The organism is Conchiformibius kuhniae DSM 17694 (assembly GCF_000428785.1).
In the GTDB taxonomy this organism is placed as follows: Bacteria; Pseudomonadota; Gammaproteobacteria; order Burkholderiales; family Neisseriaceae; genus Conchiformibius; species Conchiformibius kuhniae.
Map to the genome: position 1 here is coordinate 85696 of NZ_AUAP01000010.1, position 18731 is coordinate 104426.

16 protein-coding genes and 1 pseudogene are annotated in these 18731 nt (G+C 57.2%); 8 read left to right on the top strand and 9 right to left on the bottom strand.

Annotated elements, in window-relative coordinates; translation table 11 throughout:
- Positions 1–136 precede the first annotated feature (136 nt).
- Positions 137–3916, top strand: coding sequence for an Ig-like domain-containing protein (locus G392_RS13000; RefSeq protein WP_156900806.1), 3780 nt, complete (start codon positions 137–139; stop codon positions 3914–3916).
- 398 nt (positions 3917–4314) lie between these two features.
- Here the strand turns inward: G392_RS13000 and gdhA are convergent, their stop codons facing one another.
- The 4 genes and pseudogenes from gdhA to hisC form a co-directional block, all read right to left on the bottom strand.
- Entirely contained in the window at positions 4315–5652 is a 1338-nt protein-coding gene (gene gdhA / locus G392_RS0105115; protein WP_027009364.1) for an NADP-specific glutamate dehydrogenase, read from the bottom strand.
- Positions 5653–5971: 319 nt separating this feature from the next.
- Positions 5972–6538 (bottom strand): Uma2 family endonuclease, encoded by a 567-nt coding sequence (locus G392_RS0105120; protein ID WP_027009365.1) that lies wholly within the window; start codon positions 6536–6538, stop codon positions 5972–5974.
- A pseudogene (gene hisB / locus G392_RS0105125) lies at positions 6535–7125 on the bottom strand (imidazoleglycerol-phosphate dehydratase HisB); the annotation flags it as partial. The gene G392_RS0105120 and the pseudogene hisB, both read right to left, overlap by 4 nt.
- 39 nt (positions 7126–7164) lie before the next feature.
- Complete coding sequence (gene hisC / locus G392_RS0105130; RefSeq protein ID WP_156900807.1) at positions 7165–8259, bottom strand: histidinol-phosphate transaminase; 1095 nt, start codon at positions 8257–8259, stop codon at positions 7165–7167.
- Between the two features lie 138 nt (positions 8260–8397).
- Here hisC and aroE point away from each other — a divergent pair, with 138 nt between their 5' ends.
- The 7 genes from aroE to zapD all read left to right on the top strand — a co-directional run bounded on the left by aroE (position 8398) and on the right by zapD (position 15441).
- A complete protein-coding gene (aroE, locus tag G392_RS0105135; protein ID WP_027009368.1) occupies positions 8398–9228 on the top strand; it encodes a shikimate dehydrogenase in 831 nt (276 codons plus the stop codon).
- Positions 9225–9911 (top strand): monofunctional biosynthetic peptidoglycan transglycosylase, encoded by a 687-nt coding sequence (gene mtgA, locus G392_RS0105140; RefSeq protein WP_027009369.1) that lies wholly within the window; start codon positions 9225–9227, stop codon positions 9909–9911. The genes aroE and mtgA overlap by 4 nt, the downstream gene beginning before the upstream one ends.
- Before the next feature lie 134 nt (positions 9912–10045).
- Positions 10046–11725, top strand: coding sequence for a type IV-A pilus assembly ATPase PilB (gene pilB, locus G392_RS0105145; protein WP_027009370.1), 1680 nt, complete (start codon positions 10046–10048; stop codon positions 11723–11725).
- 35 nt (positions 11726–11760) lie between these two features.
- The gene (locus G392_RS0105150) at positions 11761–13029 is read left to right on the top strand and encodes a type II secretion system F family protein (protein WP_027009371.1); all 1269 of its coding nucleotides are present in this window, start codon (positions 11761–11763) and stop codon (positions 13027–13029) included.
- Positions 13029–13943 carry a prepilin peptidase gene (locus tag G392_RS0105155; protein WP_027009372.1) on the top strand — a complete coding sequence of 305 codons (915 nt, stop codon included), beginning with the start codon at positions 13029–13031 and terminating at the stop codon, positions 13941–13943. Before G392_RS0105150 ends, G392_RS0105155 begins: the two co-directional genes overlap by 1 nt.
- Positions 13944–13946: 3 nt before the next feature.
- Positions 13947–14573 (top strand): dephospho-CoA kinase, encoded by a 627-nt coding sequence (gene coaE / locus G392_RS0105160; RefSeq protein WP_027009373.1) that lies wholly within the window; start codon positions 13947–13949, stop codon positions 14571–14573.
- Between the two features lie 112 nt (positions 14574–14685).
- Positions 14686–15441, top strand: coding sequence for a cell division protein ZapD (zapD, locus tag G392_RS0105165; protein WP_027009374.1), 756 nt, complete (start codon positions 14686–14688; stop codon positions 15439–15441).
- A 76-nt stretch (positions 15442–15517) separates the two neighbouring features.
- On the opposite strand, the gene G392_RS0105170 is transcribed toward zapD, so the two are convergent.
- The 5 genes from G392_RS0105170 to G392_RS12200 form a co-directional block, all read right to left on the bottom strand.
- Positions 15518–15952: a DUF7832 domain-containing protein gene (locus G392_RS0105170; protein ID WP_027009375.1), complete on the bottom strand. Its 435-nt coding sequence runs from the start codon at positions 15950–15952 to the stop codon at positions 15518–15520.
- 32 nt (positions 15953–15984) lie between these two features.
- Entirely contained in the window at positions 15985–16932 is a 948-nt protein-coding gene (locus tag G392_RS0105175) for a YheT family hydrolase (protein WP_245571932.1), read from the bottom strand.
- Positions 16933–16937: 5 nt separating this feature from the next.
- On the bottom strand, positions 16938–17405 hold the full coding sequence (locus tag G392_RS0105180; protein WP_027009377.1) for a DUF2750 domain-containing protein: 468 nt from the start codon (positions 17403–17405) through the stop codon (positions 16938–16940).
- A gap of 77 nt (positions 17406–17482) precedes the next feature.
- Positions 17483–18007: a ribosome biogenesis factor YjgA gene (yjgA, locus tag G392_RS0105185; RefSeq protein WP_027009378.1), complete on the bottom strand. Its 525-nt coding sequence runs from the start codon at positions 18005–18007 to the stop codon at positions 17483–17485.
- Positions 18008–18089: 82 nt separating this feature from the next.
- A complete protein-coding gene (locus G392_RS12200) occupies positions 18090–18572 on the bottom strand; it encodes a hypothetical protein (RefSeq protein ID WP_156900808.1) in 483 nt (160 codons plus the stop codon).
- Between the last annotated feature and the right edge of the window lie 159 nt (positions 18573–18731).

The following is an 18731-nucleotide window of genomic DNA, read 5'->3' on the forward strand; positions in this document are numbered from 1 at the left end:
TATACCACACTGATTTTCAGTAGAAAAATTTCAATGACGACACGCCCCAACCTTTCCCGAGCGGCGCGGCGCACATGTCATCCCGCGTTTCGGGCAAACACACAGCGATGAGCCAATTACAGCAAGGAGTATGATTATGGCGCGTTACAGCCTTCGCATCACCCGCCACGGCAGCACCCAATATCTTGATTTGTCGGACGCTGCGGGTCGCATCACACGGGTGGAAGCACAAGACCAAACCGTTTACCAAATCATCGACAAGCAAACCGGCCGGCCGGTCGAGCAAGCGGTGGCGCACCGTTCCGGCAAGGATTTGCAGATTTATTTGGGCAGCAAGGCACAAGGTTTGCCCAAATTGGTGGTGGGCAAGTATTTTGACCATCACCCCGTTGCCCCCGATGAAATTCCGGGTGCGGACAACAATGCGGGCAAAAATGCCGCCACTTTCGCCACTTCCAGCACCGCCGTACTGCCGCAGGACGGCGAACAGGGCGCGCACCAGTCGGGCTGTGCCTGCGCGGGCTGCTGCCAACGCCGTCTCGACAACTTTGACCAAGACGGCGTATCCCGCCCCGAAACCCACCATGCCGTTGAAAATAAGCAGGGTTATGCTTTGGAAATCGTCCGCAACGGCAAAACCCGGCATCTTGACGTGTCGGGCGGCATGGACTGGATTCAGGCGCACGACCAAACCATTTACCGTGTTATCGACAAAAGCACGGGGCAGTTGGCGCAAAATATTTCCACGCTGAAGGTGGGCAGCAATCTGCAGGTTTATCTGAAAGACAAGGCTTCGGGCATGCCCGATTTCGTGTTGTACCAATATTTTGAAAAATATCCCGTCAGCAGCGACAAATTGGGCGGCTTGAACGCGACTTTTGCCACGTCTTCCGCCAACGGCACGCTGCCCGATACGGACACGGGTGCGGGAAGCGGCGGAACGGGGTCGGGCAATACCGCCCCATCGGGCGAGCAAGGCTACACCTTGAAAATCTACCAACCCGATAAAATCGGCACGGCGAAGCTCTCCGGCAAGGGCGACATGATTTGGGTGCCGGTGGCGGCGCAAAGCGTGTACCAAATCATCGACAACAAAACCGGCAAAGTGTTGGACAATGTCGCCACGTTTGCTTCGGGCAGCAATCTGCTGGTGTATCTGAACGGCAAAATGACGGGCATGCCGGATTTGGTGATGCAAAATTATTTCCGTCATCACGCCGTACCGGAAAGCAAATTGGGCGAATTGAACGCCACTTTCGCCACCTACTCGGCTGCGGGCGCATTGCCCGCAAGCGCACCCGCCGGCACGGACGGCGGACACCAGCCCGCACCGACACCGCCCGACAACGGCAACGACACCGCGCCGACACCGCCCAAACCGCCGGTGCAGCCGCCCCAACCGCCGCAGCCGCCCGTACAGCCCAAGCCGCCCGTGCAACCGCCGGTTGAGCCGCCGCAGCCGCCCAAACCGTCCGCACCCGCCGACAATCAGCGCATCGGCATCCGCATCACCGATGTGGACGACAACTTTTTGGGCGCAGACGACATGAGCCGCATGGTTACGCTCAACGGCCGCATCGACACCGCTTCCATGCCGCATTTGAACACCCGTTACAACCGCGATGTGCTGCAAAGCGTTACCGTAGAAATCAACGGCAAACGCTATGAAGCGGGCGTGGACAACGAAACCTTCCGTTTCAAAGTGCAAATCGCCGAATCCGAGCTGCGCGCTGCGGACGGCAAGCAGTTCCGTTTCCACATCAATCACGGCGGCAAAGTGTTTAAAGTGTCGCAAGGCGGCTGGTGGAGCGGCAACAGCAAAACCTTCGCGCCGATGGACGACCAAGACGCCGCCGCCGCCATTTCCCGCCTGAAAGTATCACTGGAAGGCGAAGGCGTGTCGGGCAACACCGTCCGCGCAAACGGCCTGAATGCGGAACAATCGCAAATTTCCGGCGTGGTGAGCGGCGCGGCCAAAACGGGCGACACCGTATTGGTGGACGTGAACGGCAAGCAGTACCGCACCCGCGTGGAACACGGCAAAACCTTTAAAGTCAGCGTAAACAAAGCCGACTTGCTCGCCGACAGCGACCACACCGTCAGCGCGAAAGTGGTTTCCGGCAGCGCAAGCGCACAAGACCACCACCACTACACCGTGATGCGCCCCCAAATCGGCGGTGATTTTGTGAGCGGCAACGGCAAACTGCCCGTCAGCAAACTGCCCTACTTCATTGCCAATTTGGACAGCGAATGGGACAACCAGCGCTATTTGGGCTTTCTGCCGCAAAAACCCACCGGCAAAGCCGCCACCCTCACCTACCGCTTCTTCACCCAGCACGACTTGGACAACTTGTCGGAACACATTGCCCAATTGAAACAGCAAGCTGCCAAACTGGGCTACGCCGACCGCCACAAAATCTCGGTTATCCGCAGCGAAATCAAATATCTGGAAACCCTGCACCGACACAACCCCGAAGGCATGTCGGAAGCCAACCAGCGCAAAATGGAAGACGTGTTGCGCCACATCGAAGAAAACTCGGCGGTTAAATTCGTCCGCGCCAAAGACGGCGAATATGCCGACATTACCTATTACATTCACGACCTTGCGCCAAACGTATTGGGTCAGGCGTATTTTGGCGGACACGTCCAGTTGGCGCGCAACATCTTCACCGGCAACAAATTCGACTACGTTACCGCCATTCACGAAACCCTGCATTCGCTGGGTCTGAAACACCCGCACCGCGATGCCCAACGCGGCGACGAACCCGTGATGAGCAAAACCGAAGACCACGAAAGCCTGACGGTGATGTCGTACAACCGCGCCGACTTCGTCAAACACGACGGTTTGCGGATTTACGACATGGCGTATCTGCACTACCGCTACGGTGTGAACCCCGACAAACGCGCGGGCAACGACACCTACACGTTCAAAGCCTTCAACCGCCATTCCTTTGACGGCGACGTGTATATTTGGGACGGCGGCGGCGTGGACACCTTTGACGCATCGGCGGAAACGCAGGGCGTAACCGTGAATCTGACCCCCGGTTCGTGGATTCATTCCGGCGCGAAAACCACCAATTTCGCCTTGAGCGAACACACTTTGCTGACCCGTGCCGATGTGTTGGCGGAGAGCGGCGGCGGGCGCAATCTGTCTGACGGCAACTGGCTGGCGATGCGCACCGTTGCGGCAAATACTTTTGTGAAAGGTCAGGCGTTTATCGGTTTCGGTACGCAGATTGAAAACCTGATTGGTTCCGATTACAACGATTCGCTCACCGGCAACGATGCCGACAACGCCATCTACGGCGGCAAGGGCGATGATGTGATTGACGGTGGCAAGGGCAACGACTGGCTGGACGGCGGCGCGGGTGCGGATACGCTCAAAGGCGGTACCGGCAACGACAGCTACATCGTAGACAATACCGGCGACCGCGTGGTGGAAAACCGCAACGAAGGCACCGACACCGTTTACAGCAGCCTGAAAAGCTACACGCTCGGTCAGTTTGTGGAAAACCTGCACCTGATTGGCAGTGCGAAAGACGGCATCGGCAACAGCGAAAACAACCGCATTGTCGGCAACGACCGCGACAACTATCTGTTGGGCGGCGGCGGCAGCGACACGCTCACCGGCGGCAAAGGCAAAGACACCTTCGCTTTCGGCAGCCTGTTGGACGGCAGCATCGACACCATCACCGACTTTGAAAAAGGCAGCGACAAAATCGGTCTGTCCAAAGCGGTGTTCACCGCCCTGCACGACAATATGAGCAATTTCGGCGATTACGTGCGCTACGACAACCACACCGGCAAGCTCTCCTATGATGCGGACGGACACGGTAGCGGCAGCGCGGTTACCTTTGCCCACCTGCAAGCGGGCTTGGGTACGCTCGACCAAAGCCACTTTACCTTGCTCGGCTAAACGCGAAGGCGTGTCATCATCTGACTGAAAACACACAGACCGTCATTCCCGCGCAGGCGGGAATCCACTGCCCGATGTTTGGCAAGCCATGTTTTATCAAGGTTTGTCGTGCTTCGATTTGGATTCCCGCATTCGCGGGAATGACGGAATCTTTTATATAGTTAAAATGCTTATTTTTTCATACGGCGTTGGCTCGCCTTGCCGTATTATCCATACTGTCTGCGGCTCGCCGCCTTGTATGAAAAATAAATCATTTCAACTATATTTCACTGATTTTCAGTAGAAAAATTTAAATGATGACACGCCCCAATGGCACGGGGAAGTTTCAGGCAGCCTGAAAAACTAAAAACACCCCGTTTTATTCAAACGGGGTGTTTCTTTAGTTTTTAATCAAAGCATTACACAACGCCTTGTGCCAGCATCGCATCGGCGACTTTCTTGAAGCCCGCGATGTTTGCGCCGTTCACATAGTTCACAAAACCGTCTGCCGAACCGTTGGCAACGCAGTTTTCGTGAATGTTTTCCATAATGCCGAACAAACGTTGGTCTACTTCCTCGCGCGTCCACGACAGACGAATGGCGTTTTGGCTCATCTCCAAACCGGAAGTCGCCACGCCGCCCGCGTTGGACGCCTTGCCCGGCGCGTACAAAATCTTCGCTTTGACAAAGGCTTCCACCGCGCCCAAAGTGGAGGGCATGTTCGCGCCTTCCGCCACGCAGATGCAGCCGTTTTGCAGCAGGGTTTGCGCATCGTTCTCGTCCAACTCGTTTTGGGTGGCGCAGGGCAGCGCGATGTCGCACGCCACGCCCCAAGGACGTTTGCCTTCAAAGAATTGCAGGCCTTGCTCTTTGGCGTAAACGGACAGACGCTCGCGGCGCACTTCTTTCAATTCCATCAATGCCGCCAACTGCGCTTCGGTCATGCCGTTGTCGCCGAACAGCACGAAACCGCCGGAATCGGACACGGTCAGCACTTTCGCACCCAACTGAATCGCTTTTTCGGCAGCATATTGCGCCACATTGCCCGCACCGGAAATGGTAACGCGCTTGCCCGCGAAGCCGTCGCCTTTGGTTTTCAGCATGTTTTCGGCAAAATACACCGTGCCGTAACCGGTGGCTTCGGGACGAATCAGGCTGCCGCCGTAGCTCAACGCCTTGCCGGTCAGCACCGATGCGAACTCGTTGCGCACGCGCTTGTATTGACCGTACAAAAAGCCGATTTCGCGTCCGCCCACGCCGATGTCGCCCGCCGGCACGTCCAAATCCGCACCGATGTGGCGCGACAATTCGGTCATAAAGGCTTGGCAGAAACGCATCACTTCGCCATCGGATTTGCCTTTCGGGTCAAAGTCGGAACCGCCCTTGCCGCCGCCCATCGGCAGCGTGGTCAGCGCGTTTTTGAACACTTGCTCGAACGCCAAGAATTTCAGCACGCCCAAATCCACGGTGGGGTGGAAGCGCAAGCCGCCTTTGTAGGGGCCGATGGCGGAATTCATTTGCACGCGGTAGCCGCGATTGACCTGCACCTTGCCCGCATCGTCCACCCACGACACGCGGAACATAATCACGCGCTCGGGTTCAACGATGCGCTCCAGCAGGCCGAATTGGGTGTATTTGGGGTTTTTCGCCAAGAACGGGGCAAGGCTGCCGAACACTTCTTCCACCGCCTGATGGAATACGGTTTGGTTCGGGTCGCGTTGTTTGATGGTTTGAAACAGGGCGTTCAAGTCGCTCATTTTCTGACTCCTGTGAAGGTTTGGTAGAGAATATTTTTCTGATAATTTGTAACTAAATTACAAATCAACTTGCCAATTCAAGCATTTGGTTGTTTAGTTGCAAAGCGGAACGCAGTTTAGCAAGTAATCGGGGCTTTTGCCAGTAGCCGAAACGGGCGGAATACACAATTTTTTACAAAATAAGAAAATATTTTGACAAAAGGCAAAGATTTTTACCGTGTCAGCGCGGGCGGCGGCGAAATAAAAATGTAGTTTGTGGCGTTGCGGTGTTTTTCGTCATGAAAGAAACTACATTTTCAGGCTGCCTGAAACCCGCCAATCATTTCACAATCCACATTTTCCGTTCAAACACCGCCGCCTCATACACATCGTCCAATACCAACTCCACGCCCAGCGCGGGCAAGGCAACGGTACCGCTACGGAAAGTGTGTTCCCGCCAATCATCGGCGCGGGAATACAAAAAGGCTTGTACAAATCGTTGTTCCAAAACCAGATAATGTTGCAGCGTGGGCAGTTGGCGGTATGCCGCCAATTTGGTTACCAAATCGGTAAAGCGGGTGGAACTGGACAAAATCTCCATAATTACAATGACTTGGCTAAACTCCGCTTCGTTGTCGCGGCGGCAGTTTACCACCACGTCGGGCAGAAAATAGTGGCTGCCGATTTTGACTTTGCAGTCGCTGGCAAACGGCATGCAGCCGCTTTTGCGCAAACGGTTGCCCAATTCGCGGGTCAGGTTGTGGGCGATAAGCAAATGGTTGTGTGATGCGCCCGCCATCGCCACGATTTCCCCGTTGATGAATTCAAACATTTCATCGGGATTTTCCGCACAAAATTCAAGGTATTCCGCTTCGCTGGCGGCTTGGGCTTGCAGTAGGGTGTTCATGCGGTCAGCGTGCCTTTGGTGGACGGCATGCGTCCCGCCATGCGTTCATCGTGCGCCACCGCCATGCGCAGGGCGCGTCCGAATGCCTTAAACACGGTTTCCGCCTGATGGTGGGCGTTTTTGCCGCGCAGATTGTCGATGTGCAGGGTCATCATGGCGTGATTGACCAGCCCGTGAAAAAATTCTTCAATCAAATCCACGTCAAACGTGCCGATGCGGGCGCGGGTGTAGTCCACATGGTAATGCAGTCCCGCCCGCCCCGACAAATCCAGCACCACGCGGCTCAAGGCTTCGTCAAGCGGCACATAGGCGTGTCCGTAGCGGGCGATGCCGCTTTTGTCGCCCCACGCTTGGCGCAGCGCCTGCCCCAGCGTGATGCCGATGTCTTCCACGCTGTGATGGTCGTCGATGTGCAAATCGCCTTTGCAGACAATGTCCAAGTCTATCATGCCGTGCCGTGCGATTTGGTCGAGCATGTGTTCAAAAAAGGGAATACCGGTGTTGAAACAGGCTTTGCCCGTGCCGTCCAGATTGACGGATACGGTGATTTGGGTTTCGCTGGTGTTGCGGGAAACGGTAGCGGTTCGCATGGTTTTACTTTCTTGATTAAACGGTAAAAACGGTTTTCAGGCAGCCTGCAACAAAACGGACAATACGGCATCGTTCTGTTCGGGCGTGCCGATGGTCAGGCGCAAGCAATTGTTTAATAAGGCATGGCTGCCGTGCAGTTTTTTCACCAAGATTTTGTTGTCCAACAATTTTTGATACGCGGCTTCGGCATCGGGCAGGCGCACGGTGATGAAATTGGCTTCGCTGGCGAACACGGTCGCGCCCGCAATGCCGCGCAGGGCGTTGCTTAAACGCGTGCGCTCTTGTTTCAGTAATTCAATGTTTTTGTTGATAAAATCCATATTGTTCAACGCAAACTCGGCGGCGGTGAGGCTTAAGCAGTTCATATTGTAGGGCGGCAGGATTTTTGCCAATTCGTTCATGACGGCGGGCGCACCGGCGGCGTAGCCCAAGCGCAAGCCCGCAAAGCCGATTTTGCTTAAGGTTCTCAAAACAATCAGGTTTTCAGGCTGCCCCGCTTGCGGCAAAAAGCTGTCGCGGCTGAATGCGCCGTAGGCTTCGTCCACCACCACCGCGCCCGATGCGGCGGCAATCACGGCTTCCACATCGGCGCGGGCAAACGGTACGCCGGTGGGGTTGTTCGGATAGGCGAGAAAAATCAGGGCGGGATTGTGTTCGGCAAGCGCGTTCAACACGGCGGGCAAGTCCAGCGTGAAATCGGGCTTGAGCGGCACGCCGATGCAGTCCATGCCAAACAGTTCGGCATTGCGGCGGTACATCACGAAGCTCGGTTCCAACACCAGCATTTTCGCATCCGTGCGGGCAAACAATAAGGTGATGAATTGTATAAGTTCGTCCGAGCCGTTGCCGAGCGCGAGCGCGGCGGTATCGGGAACGGGAAAGGCGCGGCGCAAGGCGGCGGGCAGGGCGGAAGCGGCGGGATTGGGATAACGGTTGATGTCGGCGCGGGCGAGTTGTGCGGCGAGTTCGCTTTGCAATTCGGGGGGAAAGGCGTAAGGCACTTCCATCGCGTCCAGTTTCAGCCAGCCTGCGGGCAGGTCGGCAACGGCGTAGGCGCGGGCGGCGCGGATGTTGGGGCGGATAAAGTTGAGCATGGTCGGGCAGGTGCGGTAAAGACAAATATAAGGCATCGGCGCACGGGCGTTTTGCGTGGGCGCGGACGGTATGCCGAACTATATCAGAAAATGTGGGGCAAGGGTTTCCGATTACGGCTGCCCGAAAGCGCGTTTTCGGGTTACAATGGGTTATTTGCTCCACACCTCAGCATGATGATTGCCCAATATGCCGTTTTCGGCAACCCGATTGCCCACAGCCGTTCTCCACAAATCCACCGCCTGTTTGCCACACAGGAAGGTGCGAACATCAGTTACCGCCGTATTTTGGCAGACAGGCAGCGCAATGCGTTTGCCGATGCGGTACGCGGTTTTTTCGCATCGGGCGCGGGCGGGGCGAACATTACCGTGCCGTTTAAAGAATATGCGTTTGATTTGGCAGACGAACATTCGGAGCAGGCGCAGGCTTCGGGCGCGGTAAACACGCTGATTCCCCTGCCAAACGGCGGTTTGCGCGGCGACAATACGGACGGCGCGGGGCTGGTATGCGATTTGCAGACGCATTTGCAAACGTCTTTGCGCGGCAAACGCCTGTTGCTGCTGGGGGCGGGCGGGGCGGCGCGGGGTGCGGTGTGCGCCCTGCTGGACACCGGTTTGGCGGAATTGGTGGTTGCCAACCGCAGCGCCGACAAGGCACAGGTGCTGGCACGGCGTTTCGGCATCGCCGCCACCGGCTTTCACGCGCTGCCGCCCAATTATTTCGATGTGGTGGTCAATGCCACTTCCGCCGGCCTGAACGGCGAAGTGCCCGACATTTGCCCCGCCGTGTTCGGGCAGTGCGTTTTAGGCTACGATATGCTGTATGCCAGCGACAAAACCGCTTTCATGCGTTTTGCCGCCGCAAGCGGCGCCACCGCCACCGCAGACGGCTTGGGCATGCTGGTGCGTCAGGCCGCCGAATCCTACCGCCTGTGGCGCGGCTTCACCCCCGATGCCGATGCCGTCATCACCGCCCTGCGCCGCCGCCCCCGAAAGGAAGGCTTGTGAAATACATCGTCTATTTGCTGTTGCTGCCCGTGTTTGCCCTGCTCACCTTCAATATGTATGCCTACGGCAGCATCATCGGGCTGCGCGTACTCGCCCCCGCCGACACCGCATTCATGCGCAACCGCATGGCACAGCTTGCCGACAGCAAACCCGAAGTCAAACTGGACTACCGTTGGGTGGACTACGAACACATCTCGCCCCACCTGAAAAAAGCCCTGATTGCCTCCGAAGACGCCCATTTTGCCAAGCATCAAGGCTTTGACTTGGCAGGCATACGCGCCGCCGCCGAGCGCAACCGCCAAAACGGCGAAATCCGTGCCGGCGGCTCCACCATCAGCCAACAGCTTGCCAAAAACCTGTTTCTCAACGAACAGCGCAGCTACTGGCGCAAAGCCGAAGAAGCCGCCATCACCGCCATGCTCGAATCCGCCACCGACAAACGGCGCATCTACACCCTGTATTTGAACAGCATCGAATGGGGCTACGGCATCTACGGCGCGGAAGCGGCGGCACAACACTTTTACGGCATACCCGCCGCACGGCTCGACCGCCGCCAAGCCGCCCAACTTGCCGCCCGCGTGTCCGCCCCCCTGCGCTACGCCGACCGCCCCCACGATGCCCGCCTGCAACGCAAAAGCGCCGTCATCTTAAAACGCATGGACAGCGCCGCCCTGCCCGATTAGACAAAAATTTTTGTTGTGCGATTGAAACGCCGCCCGCCCCCGCCGCACGCGCACCAATCCCAACACCCCCGATAATCCTGTATAATTGCAAGGAAATTTTTACCACCACACCCCACACCGACAGGTACACCGTTATGAGCATAGGTTTATTTCGGGTCTTGCTGCAACAAAAGCTCGTCCCGCAAGAAAAAATCGAAAAATACCAACAAGCCGCCGAGCGCGGCACCTTCCTGAAAATGATTTTTGACGACAAAATCATCACCCCTCAGGATTTGTGCGCCCTGTTGTCGCGCATGTTCAACTACCCGCAATTCAACATCAACGCGTTTTCGCGCAGCAAAATGATGACCGACCTGCTGGACGAAAACCAAATGATGGCACACCGTTGCGTGCCACTGTTCAAGCGCGGCAGAAAACTGTTCATGGCGGTTTCCGACCCCACCAACATCCAAGCCCTGCAAAAACTCGTCTTCTCTAGCGGCTTGTCGATAGACTTGGTTTTGGTGCGCGACGACCACCTGAACAGCTTTCTCGAATGGTTCGGACAAAGCAGCACCAGCATCCTGCGCGAAATGGGCACCGACAGCACCCTGCAGGAAGCCCAAGCGCAAACCATGATTGTGGACGGACAAGAAGAAGAAGACGGGCCCATCGCCCGTTTTATCCAAAAAGTCCTGTCAGACGCACTCAACGCCGGCGCATCAGACATTCACTTTGAATTTTACGAATTTATGGCACGGGTGCGTTTCCGCGTGGACGGACAACTGCGCGAAGTGGTTCAGCCCCCGCTCAACCTGCGCAGCCAGCTTGCCTCACGGATTAAAGTGATGGCAAAGCTCGACATTTCCGAAAAACGCATTCCGCAGGACGGACGCATCCAGCTCCAATTCAGCCCAGACAGCAAAGCCATCGACTTTCGTGTGAACACCATGCCCTGCCTGTTTGGCGAAAAAGTGGTGATGCGTATCCTCAACTCCGATGCCGCCACCCTCAACATCGACCAACTGGGCTTTGAAGACTTCCAAAAAGACCTGATTATGGAAGCGATTCACCGCCCCTACGGCATGGTGCTGGTAACGGGCCCCACAGGCTCGGGCAAAACCGTCTCGCTCTACACCTGCCTGAACATTCTCAACACCGACGACGTAAACATCTCCACCGCCGAAGACCCCGCCGAGATTAACCTGCCCGGCATCAATCAGGTAAACGTGAACGACAAGCAGGGCTTGACCTTTGAAGCCGCGCTCAAAGCCTTCCTGCGTCAAGACCCGGACATCATCATGATTGGTGAGATTCGCGACTTGGGCACGGCGGACATCGCCATCAAAGCCGCGCAAACGGGCCATATGGTGTTCTCCACCCTGCACACCAACAACGCCCCCGCCACCCTGTCGCGGATGCTGAACATGGGCGTTGCGCCGTTCAACATCGCCAGCTCGGTCAATCTGATTATGGCGCAGCGTTTGGCACGGCGTTTGTGTTCCGCCTGCAAAGAACCGGTGGAGCGTCCGCCCGAACCCGCACTCAAACGCGCCGGCTTTACCGATGAAGACTTAGCGGGCGATTGGACGATGTACCGCCCCGTCGGCTGCGAAATCTGCAAAGGCAAAGGCTACAAAGGCCGTGCCGGCTTGTACGAAGTGATGCCGATGACCGAAAAAATGAAAGCCGTCATCATGAACAACGGCACGGAAGTGGACATCGCCAACATCGCCTACGAAGAAGGCTTGGTGGATTTGCGCCGCTCCGGCCTGCTCAAAGTGATGCAGGGCATCACCTCGCTGGAAGAAGTCATCGCCACCACCAACGAATAATTTTAAATCAACCCATTGAATAGGTATCGTTCATTATGGCAGCCAGAAAACCCGTCAAAACCGTTTCGGCAAAAAAAGCCGCCGCCTTCAATCCCAAACAAAAGGAAAAAGGCAACCGCTACCAGTTTGAAGGCCGCAACCTGCAAACCGAATCCATCGTGCGCGGCGAAGTGGTCGCCCGCAACGAAGAAGAAGCGCGTCAGAAACTGCAGCGCCGCCAAGTCAAGGTGCTGCAAATCACCAAGATGAAAAAAACGCGCGACAAAAAAATCACCCAAGCCGACCTGACTGTGTTTACCCGCCAATTGTCCACCATGATGAAAGCGGGTTTGCCCCTGATGCAGGCATTCGACATCGTGGCAAAAGGACACTCCAACGCCACCATGACGCGCATGCTGCTGAGCGTGCGCGCCGACGTGGAGCAAGGCACGGCACTGGCAAGCGCGTTTGCCAAACACCCCAAGTATTTCGACAAATTTTACTGCAACTTGGTGGCGGCGGGCGAAGCGGGCGGCGTGCTGGAAGCCCTGCTCGACAAATTGGCAACCTATAAGGAAAAAACCCAAGCCATCAAGAAAAAAGTCAAAAGCGCGCTGACCTACCCGATTTCGGTGATTGTGGTTGCCATCGTGCTGGTGATTGTGATGATGATGTTCGTCTTGCCCGAGTTCAAAAAGGTGTATGACGGCTTGGGCGCGGAACTGCCCGCGCTGACGGCGTTTATGATGAACATTTCCGATATTTTCGTTGCCTACGGCTGGCTGATTATCTTGGGCTTGGTCGGCTCGGTGGTGGCATTGGTGCAGATTCACCAACGCTCGCCCGCTTTCCAGAAAAAGGTCGATGCGTGGCTGCTGAAAATGCCGATTTTCGGCGACATCGTGCAAAAAGCCACGATTGCGCGGTGGGCGCGGACAACGGCAACGCTGTTTGCGGCGGGCGTGCCTTTGGTGGAGGCTTTGGATTCGGTGGCGGGCGCATCGGGCAATATTCTGTATGAAGAAGCCACGATTGAAATCCGCAGCAAGGTCAATCAGGGTATTTCACTGACTTCCGCCATGCAAGCGGCGCAGATTTTCCCGAACATGGTGGTGCAGATGGCGTCCATCGGTGAGGAATCGGGCGCGCTGGACGACATGCTGAACAAGGTTGCCGAGTTTTACGAAGACGAGGTGGACAACGCGGTGGCGATGCTGTCTTCGCTGATGGAGCCGATTATCATGGTGGTGCTGGGCAGCATCATCGGTGTGATTTTGGTGGCGATGTACCTGCCCCTGTTCAACATCGGTAACGTGTTCGGCTGATGATGGAAGAAACGGTGTTTGCGGTGGCGGCGGCAGGGCTGCTGGGCTTGATGGTGGGCAGTTTTCTCAATGTGGTCATCTACCGGCTGCCGGTGATGATGAACAGGGAATACGACCGCGCCGCCAAAGAGATTTTGGCAAAGCCTGTGGAACAGGTGCTGGCATGGCTGCCCGCCGACAAAGCCGCCTCAGGACGGGCTTTGTTGGGCGTGGCTGCCGAGCCGCCGCCGCGTTTCAATCTGCTGCTACCGCGTTCGCGTTGCGGAAGCTGCGGGGCGGGCATCAAGGCATGGCAGAACATTCCCGTATTGAGCTGGCTGCTGCTGCGCGGACGCTGCGGCAGTTGCCGTGCGCCCGTGAGTGTGCGTTACCCTTTGGTGGAATTGCTCACGGGCGTGCTGTTTGGCGTGGTGGCGTGGCGTTACGGCGCGGACGCGGTAACGGCTTGGGGCTGTGTTTTGACGGCGTTTGTGCTTGCGCTGACGTTTATCGATGCCGATACCCAGCTTTTGCCCGATGATTTGACGCTGCCTTTGGTGTGGTTGGGGCTGCTGTTCAATCTGCATACGGGTTTCGTGCCGCTTTCGCAAGCGGTGTGGGGCGCGGTGGCAGGCTACATGAGCTTGTGGACGCTGTACCAGACGTTCAAGCTGCTGACGGGCAAGGAAGGCATGGGACACGGCGATTTCAAACTGCTTGCCGCAGTCGGCGCGTGGGTGGGCGCGGCGGTGCTGCCGGTGGTGGTATTGGGCGCATCGCTGGTCGGGATTGCCGCCGCGCTGGTCAAACGGGTGGGCAAGGGTCAGCCGATGGCGTTCGGGCCCTGCTTGGCGGTGGCGGGGTGGCTGGTGTTTCTGTTTCACAATCAAGTCGGCACGCTAATTGCTTGGTGGTTGGCAAAATCGGGCTTTTAGTTTATGACGGCATGGATTGCACTCACAGGCGGCATTGGCAGTGGGAAAAGCCAAGCCGCCCTTTATTTTCAAGGCATCGGCGTTCCCGTTATCGACGCCGATGCCGTCAATCGCGAACTGATTACCACCCCGAACAGCCCCGCCCTGCGCGGCATTGCCCGCACCTTCGGCGCACAAATGCTTGATGAAAACGGCATTTTGCGCCGCGATGCCATGCGGCGGCTGATTTTCGGCGACAGTTGCGCCAAAGCCCGTTTGGAAGCGCTGCTCCACCCCCTGATTATCCGCGCAATCCGCCAACGCCAGCACGGCTGCACCGCCGGCTACGGATTGGTCGAGCTGCCCACTTTGGCAGAGCACCCGCATTTTGGCACACTGGTGCGGCGCGTTTTGCTGATACACGCCCGCCAAGACGTGCGCGTGGCACGGGTGATGCGGCGCAACGGCTTGTCCGAGCAGGAAGTATTGGCGATTGTCGCCGCCCAAGCCGATGACGCGCAACGCTTGGCGATTGCCGATGACGTCATCACCAACCACAGCACGCCGGACGCGCTCCAACACGCCGTTTTGCAACAACACGCGCACTATGCCGAGCGGTTCGCGCCGCACCGCCCCGACACGAAACTTTGATACTGCTTCCCACCGCAGCGTGCGCCGCGCCCCGCTTGGGAACGGTTTGCCCCCGCCAAACCGACATCATCACACCATCAATGACGGGGCTTCAAACCGACAAGGAATTTTGATGAAGCTCTACTTCGATTATCCGCTCTCCGAACGCGTACGCAATTTCATCCGTCTCGGTCAATTGGCACAACGCTTCCACGAAACGCTCGAATCAGACGACAAATGGCTGCACCACATTGCCGTTTGCACCCTGTTTGAATTGAGCGAATGCGCCTCCCGTGCCGATTTGAAACGCGATTTGCTGCACGACTTGGAGCGCCAGCGCATTCAGCAAAACGCTTCTGCCGAGCCCGACCAAGCCCATTTGGACAAACTCAACCGCGCCATCGCCGAGCTTCAGGCAGCCAACCGCCAATCGGCACAATCGTTGCGCGAAAACGAATGGCTGACCGCGTTCAAACACAAGCTGAACATTCCGGGCAGCACCACCGCAGTCGAGTTGCCCAGCTACCATTATTGGCTGCACCAAGATGCCGAAGCGCACCGCCGCTATTTGGAAAAATGGTCGTCCGCCACCTTGCCCGTGCAACAGGCAGTGGAGTTGGTGTTGGCGCATTTGTACCGGCACACCCACACGCTCGAATGCGAGGCCAAAAACGGCGTGTACCAGCACGGCGGGCTGGTGCAAAGCACCCATCTGCTGCGCATCGGCGTGGCACGCGAACACGAAGTGGTGCCGGAGGTGTCTGCCAACAAGTATTTCACCAACATCGGTTTTTTGCAGGCAAATCAGGAAAGCACGCGCAGCAAGCGCAGTGAAAAGGATTTTTCGTTTGAATTGATTTTGTGCGGTATGGAAGCGGCACAGGCTTGAAAAACAACAACGCGCAAGGAAAATTACCTTGCGCGTGTTTTTTGCGGTCGATTTGATGACGCGCCCCAAGCACACATCAGCGTTTCAGGCTGTTGTGCCAGCGTTGGAAAGCGGTTTGAAACACGCGGTTGAGCTTGTGCTGGTGTTCGGGGCTGTCGGCGGTTTGGTAAAACGCTGCCGTTCCGTCCAAATCCAGCGTATGAAAATAATCGTGGATAAAGTGTCCGTAGCCTTCGTCTTCATCGGCATAGTAGTATTCGGTGAAGCGTCTGCCCAAGTCGTTGAAGCAGGTTTTGTCGATGCCGCCGTTCAGTTGGGTCAGCACAAAGGTCGCTCCCGAAATTTTGCCCTGCCGCAACAGGGAAAAATTGGGCAGGGAAGCGGCGGCGGTGCTGTGCAGCCCTTGCGACACCGCCCATGCGAAATAATAGCCGATGTGGTGGGCAGCGTGTTGCGGCGGCGTGCCGGCGGGCAGGTCGGCAAGATGGAAGCTGATGTGGTCGTAGTGCATGATTGCCCAAATACAGGAAACAATAAGGTGGATTATACTGCCGAAGCCCGCGCCGCTTCAAAAAACCGCAGCACCGTTTCCGGCAGCCAGCGCAAATGTCCGCGCCCTTCGCCCGAGACGAAACCGCAATGCCCGCCGTTTTCCGGCTGGAGCAAATGCACTTGCGCGGACACATCGGCGGCGGTCGGCAGAAATTCGGCGGGTAGGAAGGGGTCGTTTTGCGCGTTCACAATCAAAGTGGGGCGGGCGATGTGCGGCAGATACGGCTTGGCGGCGCAACGGGCGTAATAATCCTGCTCATCGGCAAAACCGTGCATCGGCGCGGTGTAGGCGCGGTCAAATTCGCCCAGCGAGCGGCAGCGTTGCGGCGGCTGCGGCACTTTGCGGCGCAGCGTGTGCAGAAAATACGGCGCATACAGCAAGCGCGACAAGCCGCGTTCCAAAGCGGCGGCGGCGTTGGGCAAATCAAGCGGCGCGGAAACGACTGCTGCCGCGTGCGGCACGGCATTTTCACCCTGCTCGCCCAAATACTTCGCCAAAGCGTTGCCGCCCAGCGACACCCCCACCGCATACAGGCGCGGATAACGGTGCTGCAACACCGCCAGCATGTGCGCGATTTCGCGGGTGTCGCCGCTATGATAGGTGCGCCGCGCGCGCACGCCGCCGCAACTGCGAAAATGCGCCACCACGCCGTGCCAGCCGTGCGCGGCCACCGCGTGCATCAGCGCGGCGGCGTAATGGCTGCGGCTGCTGCCCTCCAAACCGTGAAACAAGACCACCAACGGCGCATCGTCTTGCTTGGCATCAACAAAATCATAAGCAGCCAAATCTTCGCCGTAGCTGTCGGCGATGAGTTCGCGGCGGTAGGCGGGCAGGGGCGGTTGCAGGGCTTTGGCATAAAGCGTTTGCGCATGACCGCCGCACAGCCAGCGCGGCGACACAAACGGCGGCGCGACAAACGCCCCGCCCTGCCCCGCCACCGCCGTCAATGCAGCTTCTCCTGACACGCCATAATCCGCTCCCATTCCAAACGGTAGCCCTGCAACTCATCGTATTCGGGAAAATCATCGCGCCCCGCAAACGTCAGCTCGTCCAACAAATCGCCCAACAACTCAATCGGCTCGATTTCCGTACCGTACAGATTCGGGTCGAAGGCAATCCCCGCCAACACTTGGTCTTGGTCCATATCAATCAGAATATCGTACATAAAATCCACCAAACCGATGGACACAATCCGGTAATCCTGCCACTCCTCGCAACGGCAATCCGCCGCATTTTCCGAGCTGTGCCAAAAGCAATACACCGCTTCGGGTTCGCCAAAACGGTTTTCATACACTTCAGACGGACACTCGGCAAAATAGTCCTCACCGTCTTGCAGGGTGTACACGGTTTGGGTGGCCACCACCGTGCGGACAAATTCCGCATAAGCGGGGTCGGAGTTGGGGGGAGTCATGTAGTTCATCATTTCAAGGTACTTCTTTTTCACGGGCAGACAATGCGGCGCATTGCCTGATGATTATGATTATATGGTTATTCGGGATTTTCGTGGTCGGATTCGGCGGCGGGCGCGGGCTGCTGCGCCATCGTTTCTTTCAACGCACGGTACAGGGCGCGAAAATGCTTGGGCGGTTTGTTTTGTGCCTGCTCCTTGCGGGCGTTGCGAATCAGCGTGTGCAGTTGTGCCGCATCGGCGGCGGGGTGTTCGGCGACAAATTCGGTCAATGCCCCGTCTTCCGCCAGCAAACGGCTGCGGACGTGTTCGACACGCTGCAAAAACGCATTGTGCGCCTGATTTTCGCCCTTGAGCGTGTCCAAAAACGCCTGTATCGGCGCGGGGTCGGTGTCGCGCATCAGCCTGCCGATGTATTGTGCCTGACGTTTGCGCGCGCCGTTGGCGGAAATGCTGCGGTAGTCGCGCACCGCCTGATACAAATCTTCAGACAAACCTATTTTTTTCAATGTATTGTCGGATAGTTCCGTCAGTGCCATGCCCAATTGCTGCAAATGGTGCATGTGTTTTTTGACGGCGGTTTTGCTGGGGGCGTGTTCGTTCATGGTTTCGTTTCTTTGCGAGTGAAGCGGGGTGCGGGCGGAACGTTTGCGGAACGGACGGCGGCGGGAGGTGGCGGTACGTTCTTCAAGGTTTGCCGGCAACGGGGGCGCGTTGTTGGAGTTGGGGGGACAGCACCAGTTCGCGTTTGAGCGGAAGCGGGAAAATGTCTTGGTTTTTCAGTGCGAAAAACCAGTAGGCGCGTTGGTGTTTGCGGTAGGGGTGGCGGGTGCGGCAAAAGGCGAAGGCAAGATTGTTGATGCAGTGGAAGGTGTGTCGCCGCCAGTCGGGGGAAAGGCGCGCTTTCCAACGGGTGATGTCGTGCAGTTGGGAAACCTGCAGGCGGCAGCGTCCGTCTGCGCGGCAAACGGGCTGCCAGTTTTCGTGTTCTTTGCGTCCGTCCATCATCCATTGTCCGCCGGTGCGGAAAAAGCGCATTTGGACGGCGGTGGGTTCGTGGTGGATGTCCAGCACGGTGTAGCTGCCCTCATCGCGGCTGTCGGGCGGGGCGGCGTGGGCGGCGGCGGCAAAACCCAGCGCGGCGCACAATAGGGCGGATAGGCGTTTCATGTTATCGGTTTCGGATAGGAAAAACCCGCCGTCAGGCAGCGGGTCGGAATGGGGTGTGGTTGCAGATGCAACAATTTTGATGCAACAATTTTGATGCAACAATTTTGATGCAACAATTTTGATGCAACAATTTTGATGCAACAATTTTGATGCAACAAT

Coding starts and splice junctions, on each gene's coding strand:
- G392_RS13000 (WP_156900806.1), top strand. CDS start 137: ATGGCGCGTTACAGCCTTCGCATCACCCGCCACGGCAGCACCCAATAT.
- gdhA (WP_027009364.1), bottom strand. CDS start 5,652: ATGAGCGACTTGAACGCCCTGTTTCAAACCATCAAACAACGCGACCCG.
- G392_RS0105120 (WP_027009365.1), bottom strand. CDS start 6,538: ATGAACACCCTACTGCAAGCCCAAGCCGCCAGCGAAGCGGAATACCTT.
- hisC (WP_156900807.1), bottom strand. CDS start 8,259: ATGCCTTATATTTGTCTTTACCGCACCTGCCCGACCATGCTCAACTTT.
- aroE (WP_027009368.1), top strand. CDS start 8,398: ATGATTGCCCAATATGCCGTTTTCGGCAACCCGATTGCCCACAGCCGT.
- pilB (WP_027009370.1), top strand. CDS start 10,046: ATGAGCATAGGTTTATTTCGGGTCTTGCTGCAACAAAAGCTCGTCCCG.
- G392_RS0105150 (WP_027009371.1), top strand. CDS start 11,761: ATGGCAGCCAGAAAACCCGTCAAAACCGTTTCGGCAAAAAAAGCCGCC.
- G392_RS0105155 (WP_027009372.1), top strand. CDS start 13,029: ATGATGGAAGAAACGGTGTTTGCGGTGGCGGCGGCAGGGCTGCTGGGC.
- coaE (WP_027009373.1), top strand. CDS start 13,947: ATGACGGCATGGATTGCACTCACAGGCGGCATTGGCAGTGGGAAAAGC.
- zapD (WP_027009374.1), top strand. CDS start 14,686: ATGAAGCTCTACTTCGATTATCCGCTCTCCGAACGCGTACGCAATTTC.
- G392_RS0105170 (WP_027009375.1), bottom strand. CDS start 15,952: ATGCACTACGACCACATCAGCTTCCATCTTGCCGACCTGCCCGCCGGC.
- G392_RS0105180 (WP_027009377.1), bottom strand. CDS start 17,405: ATGACTCCCCCCAACTCCGACCCCGCTTATGCGGAATTTGTCCGCACG.
- yjgA (WP_027009378.1), bottom strand. CDS start 18,007: ATGAACGAACACGCCCCCAGCAAAACCGCCGTCAAAAAACACATGCAC.
- G392_RS12200 (WP_156900808.1), bottom strand. CDS start 18,572: ATGAAACGCCTATCCGCCCTATTGTGCGCCGCGCTGGGTTTTGCCGCC.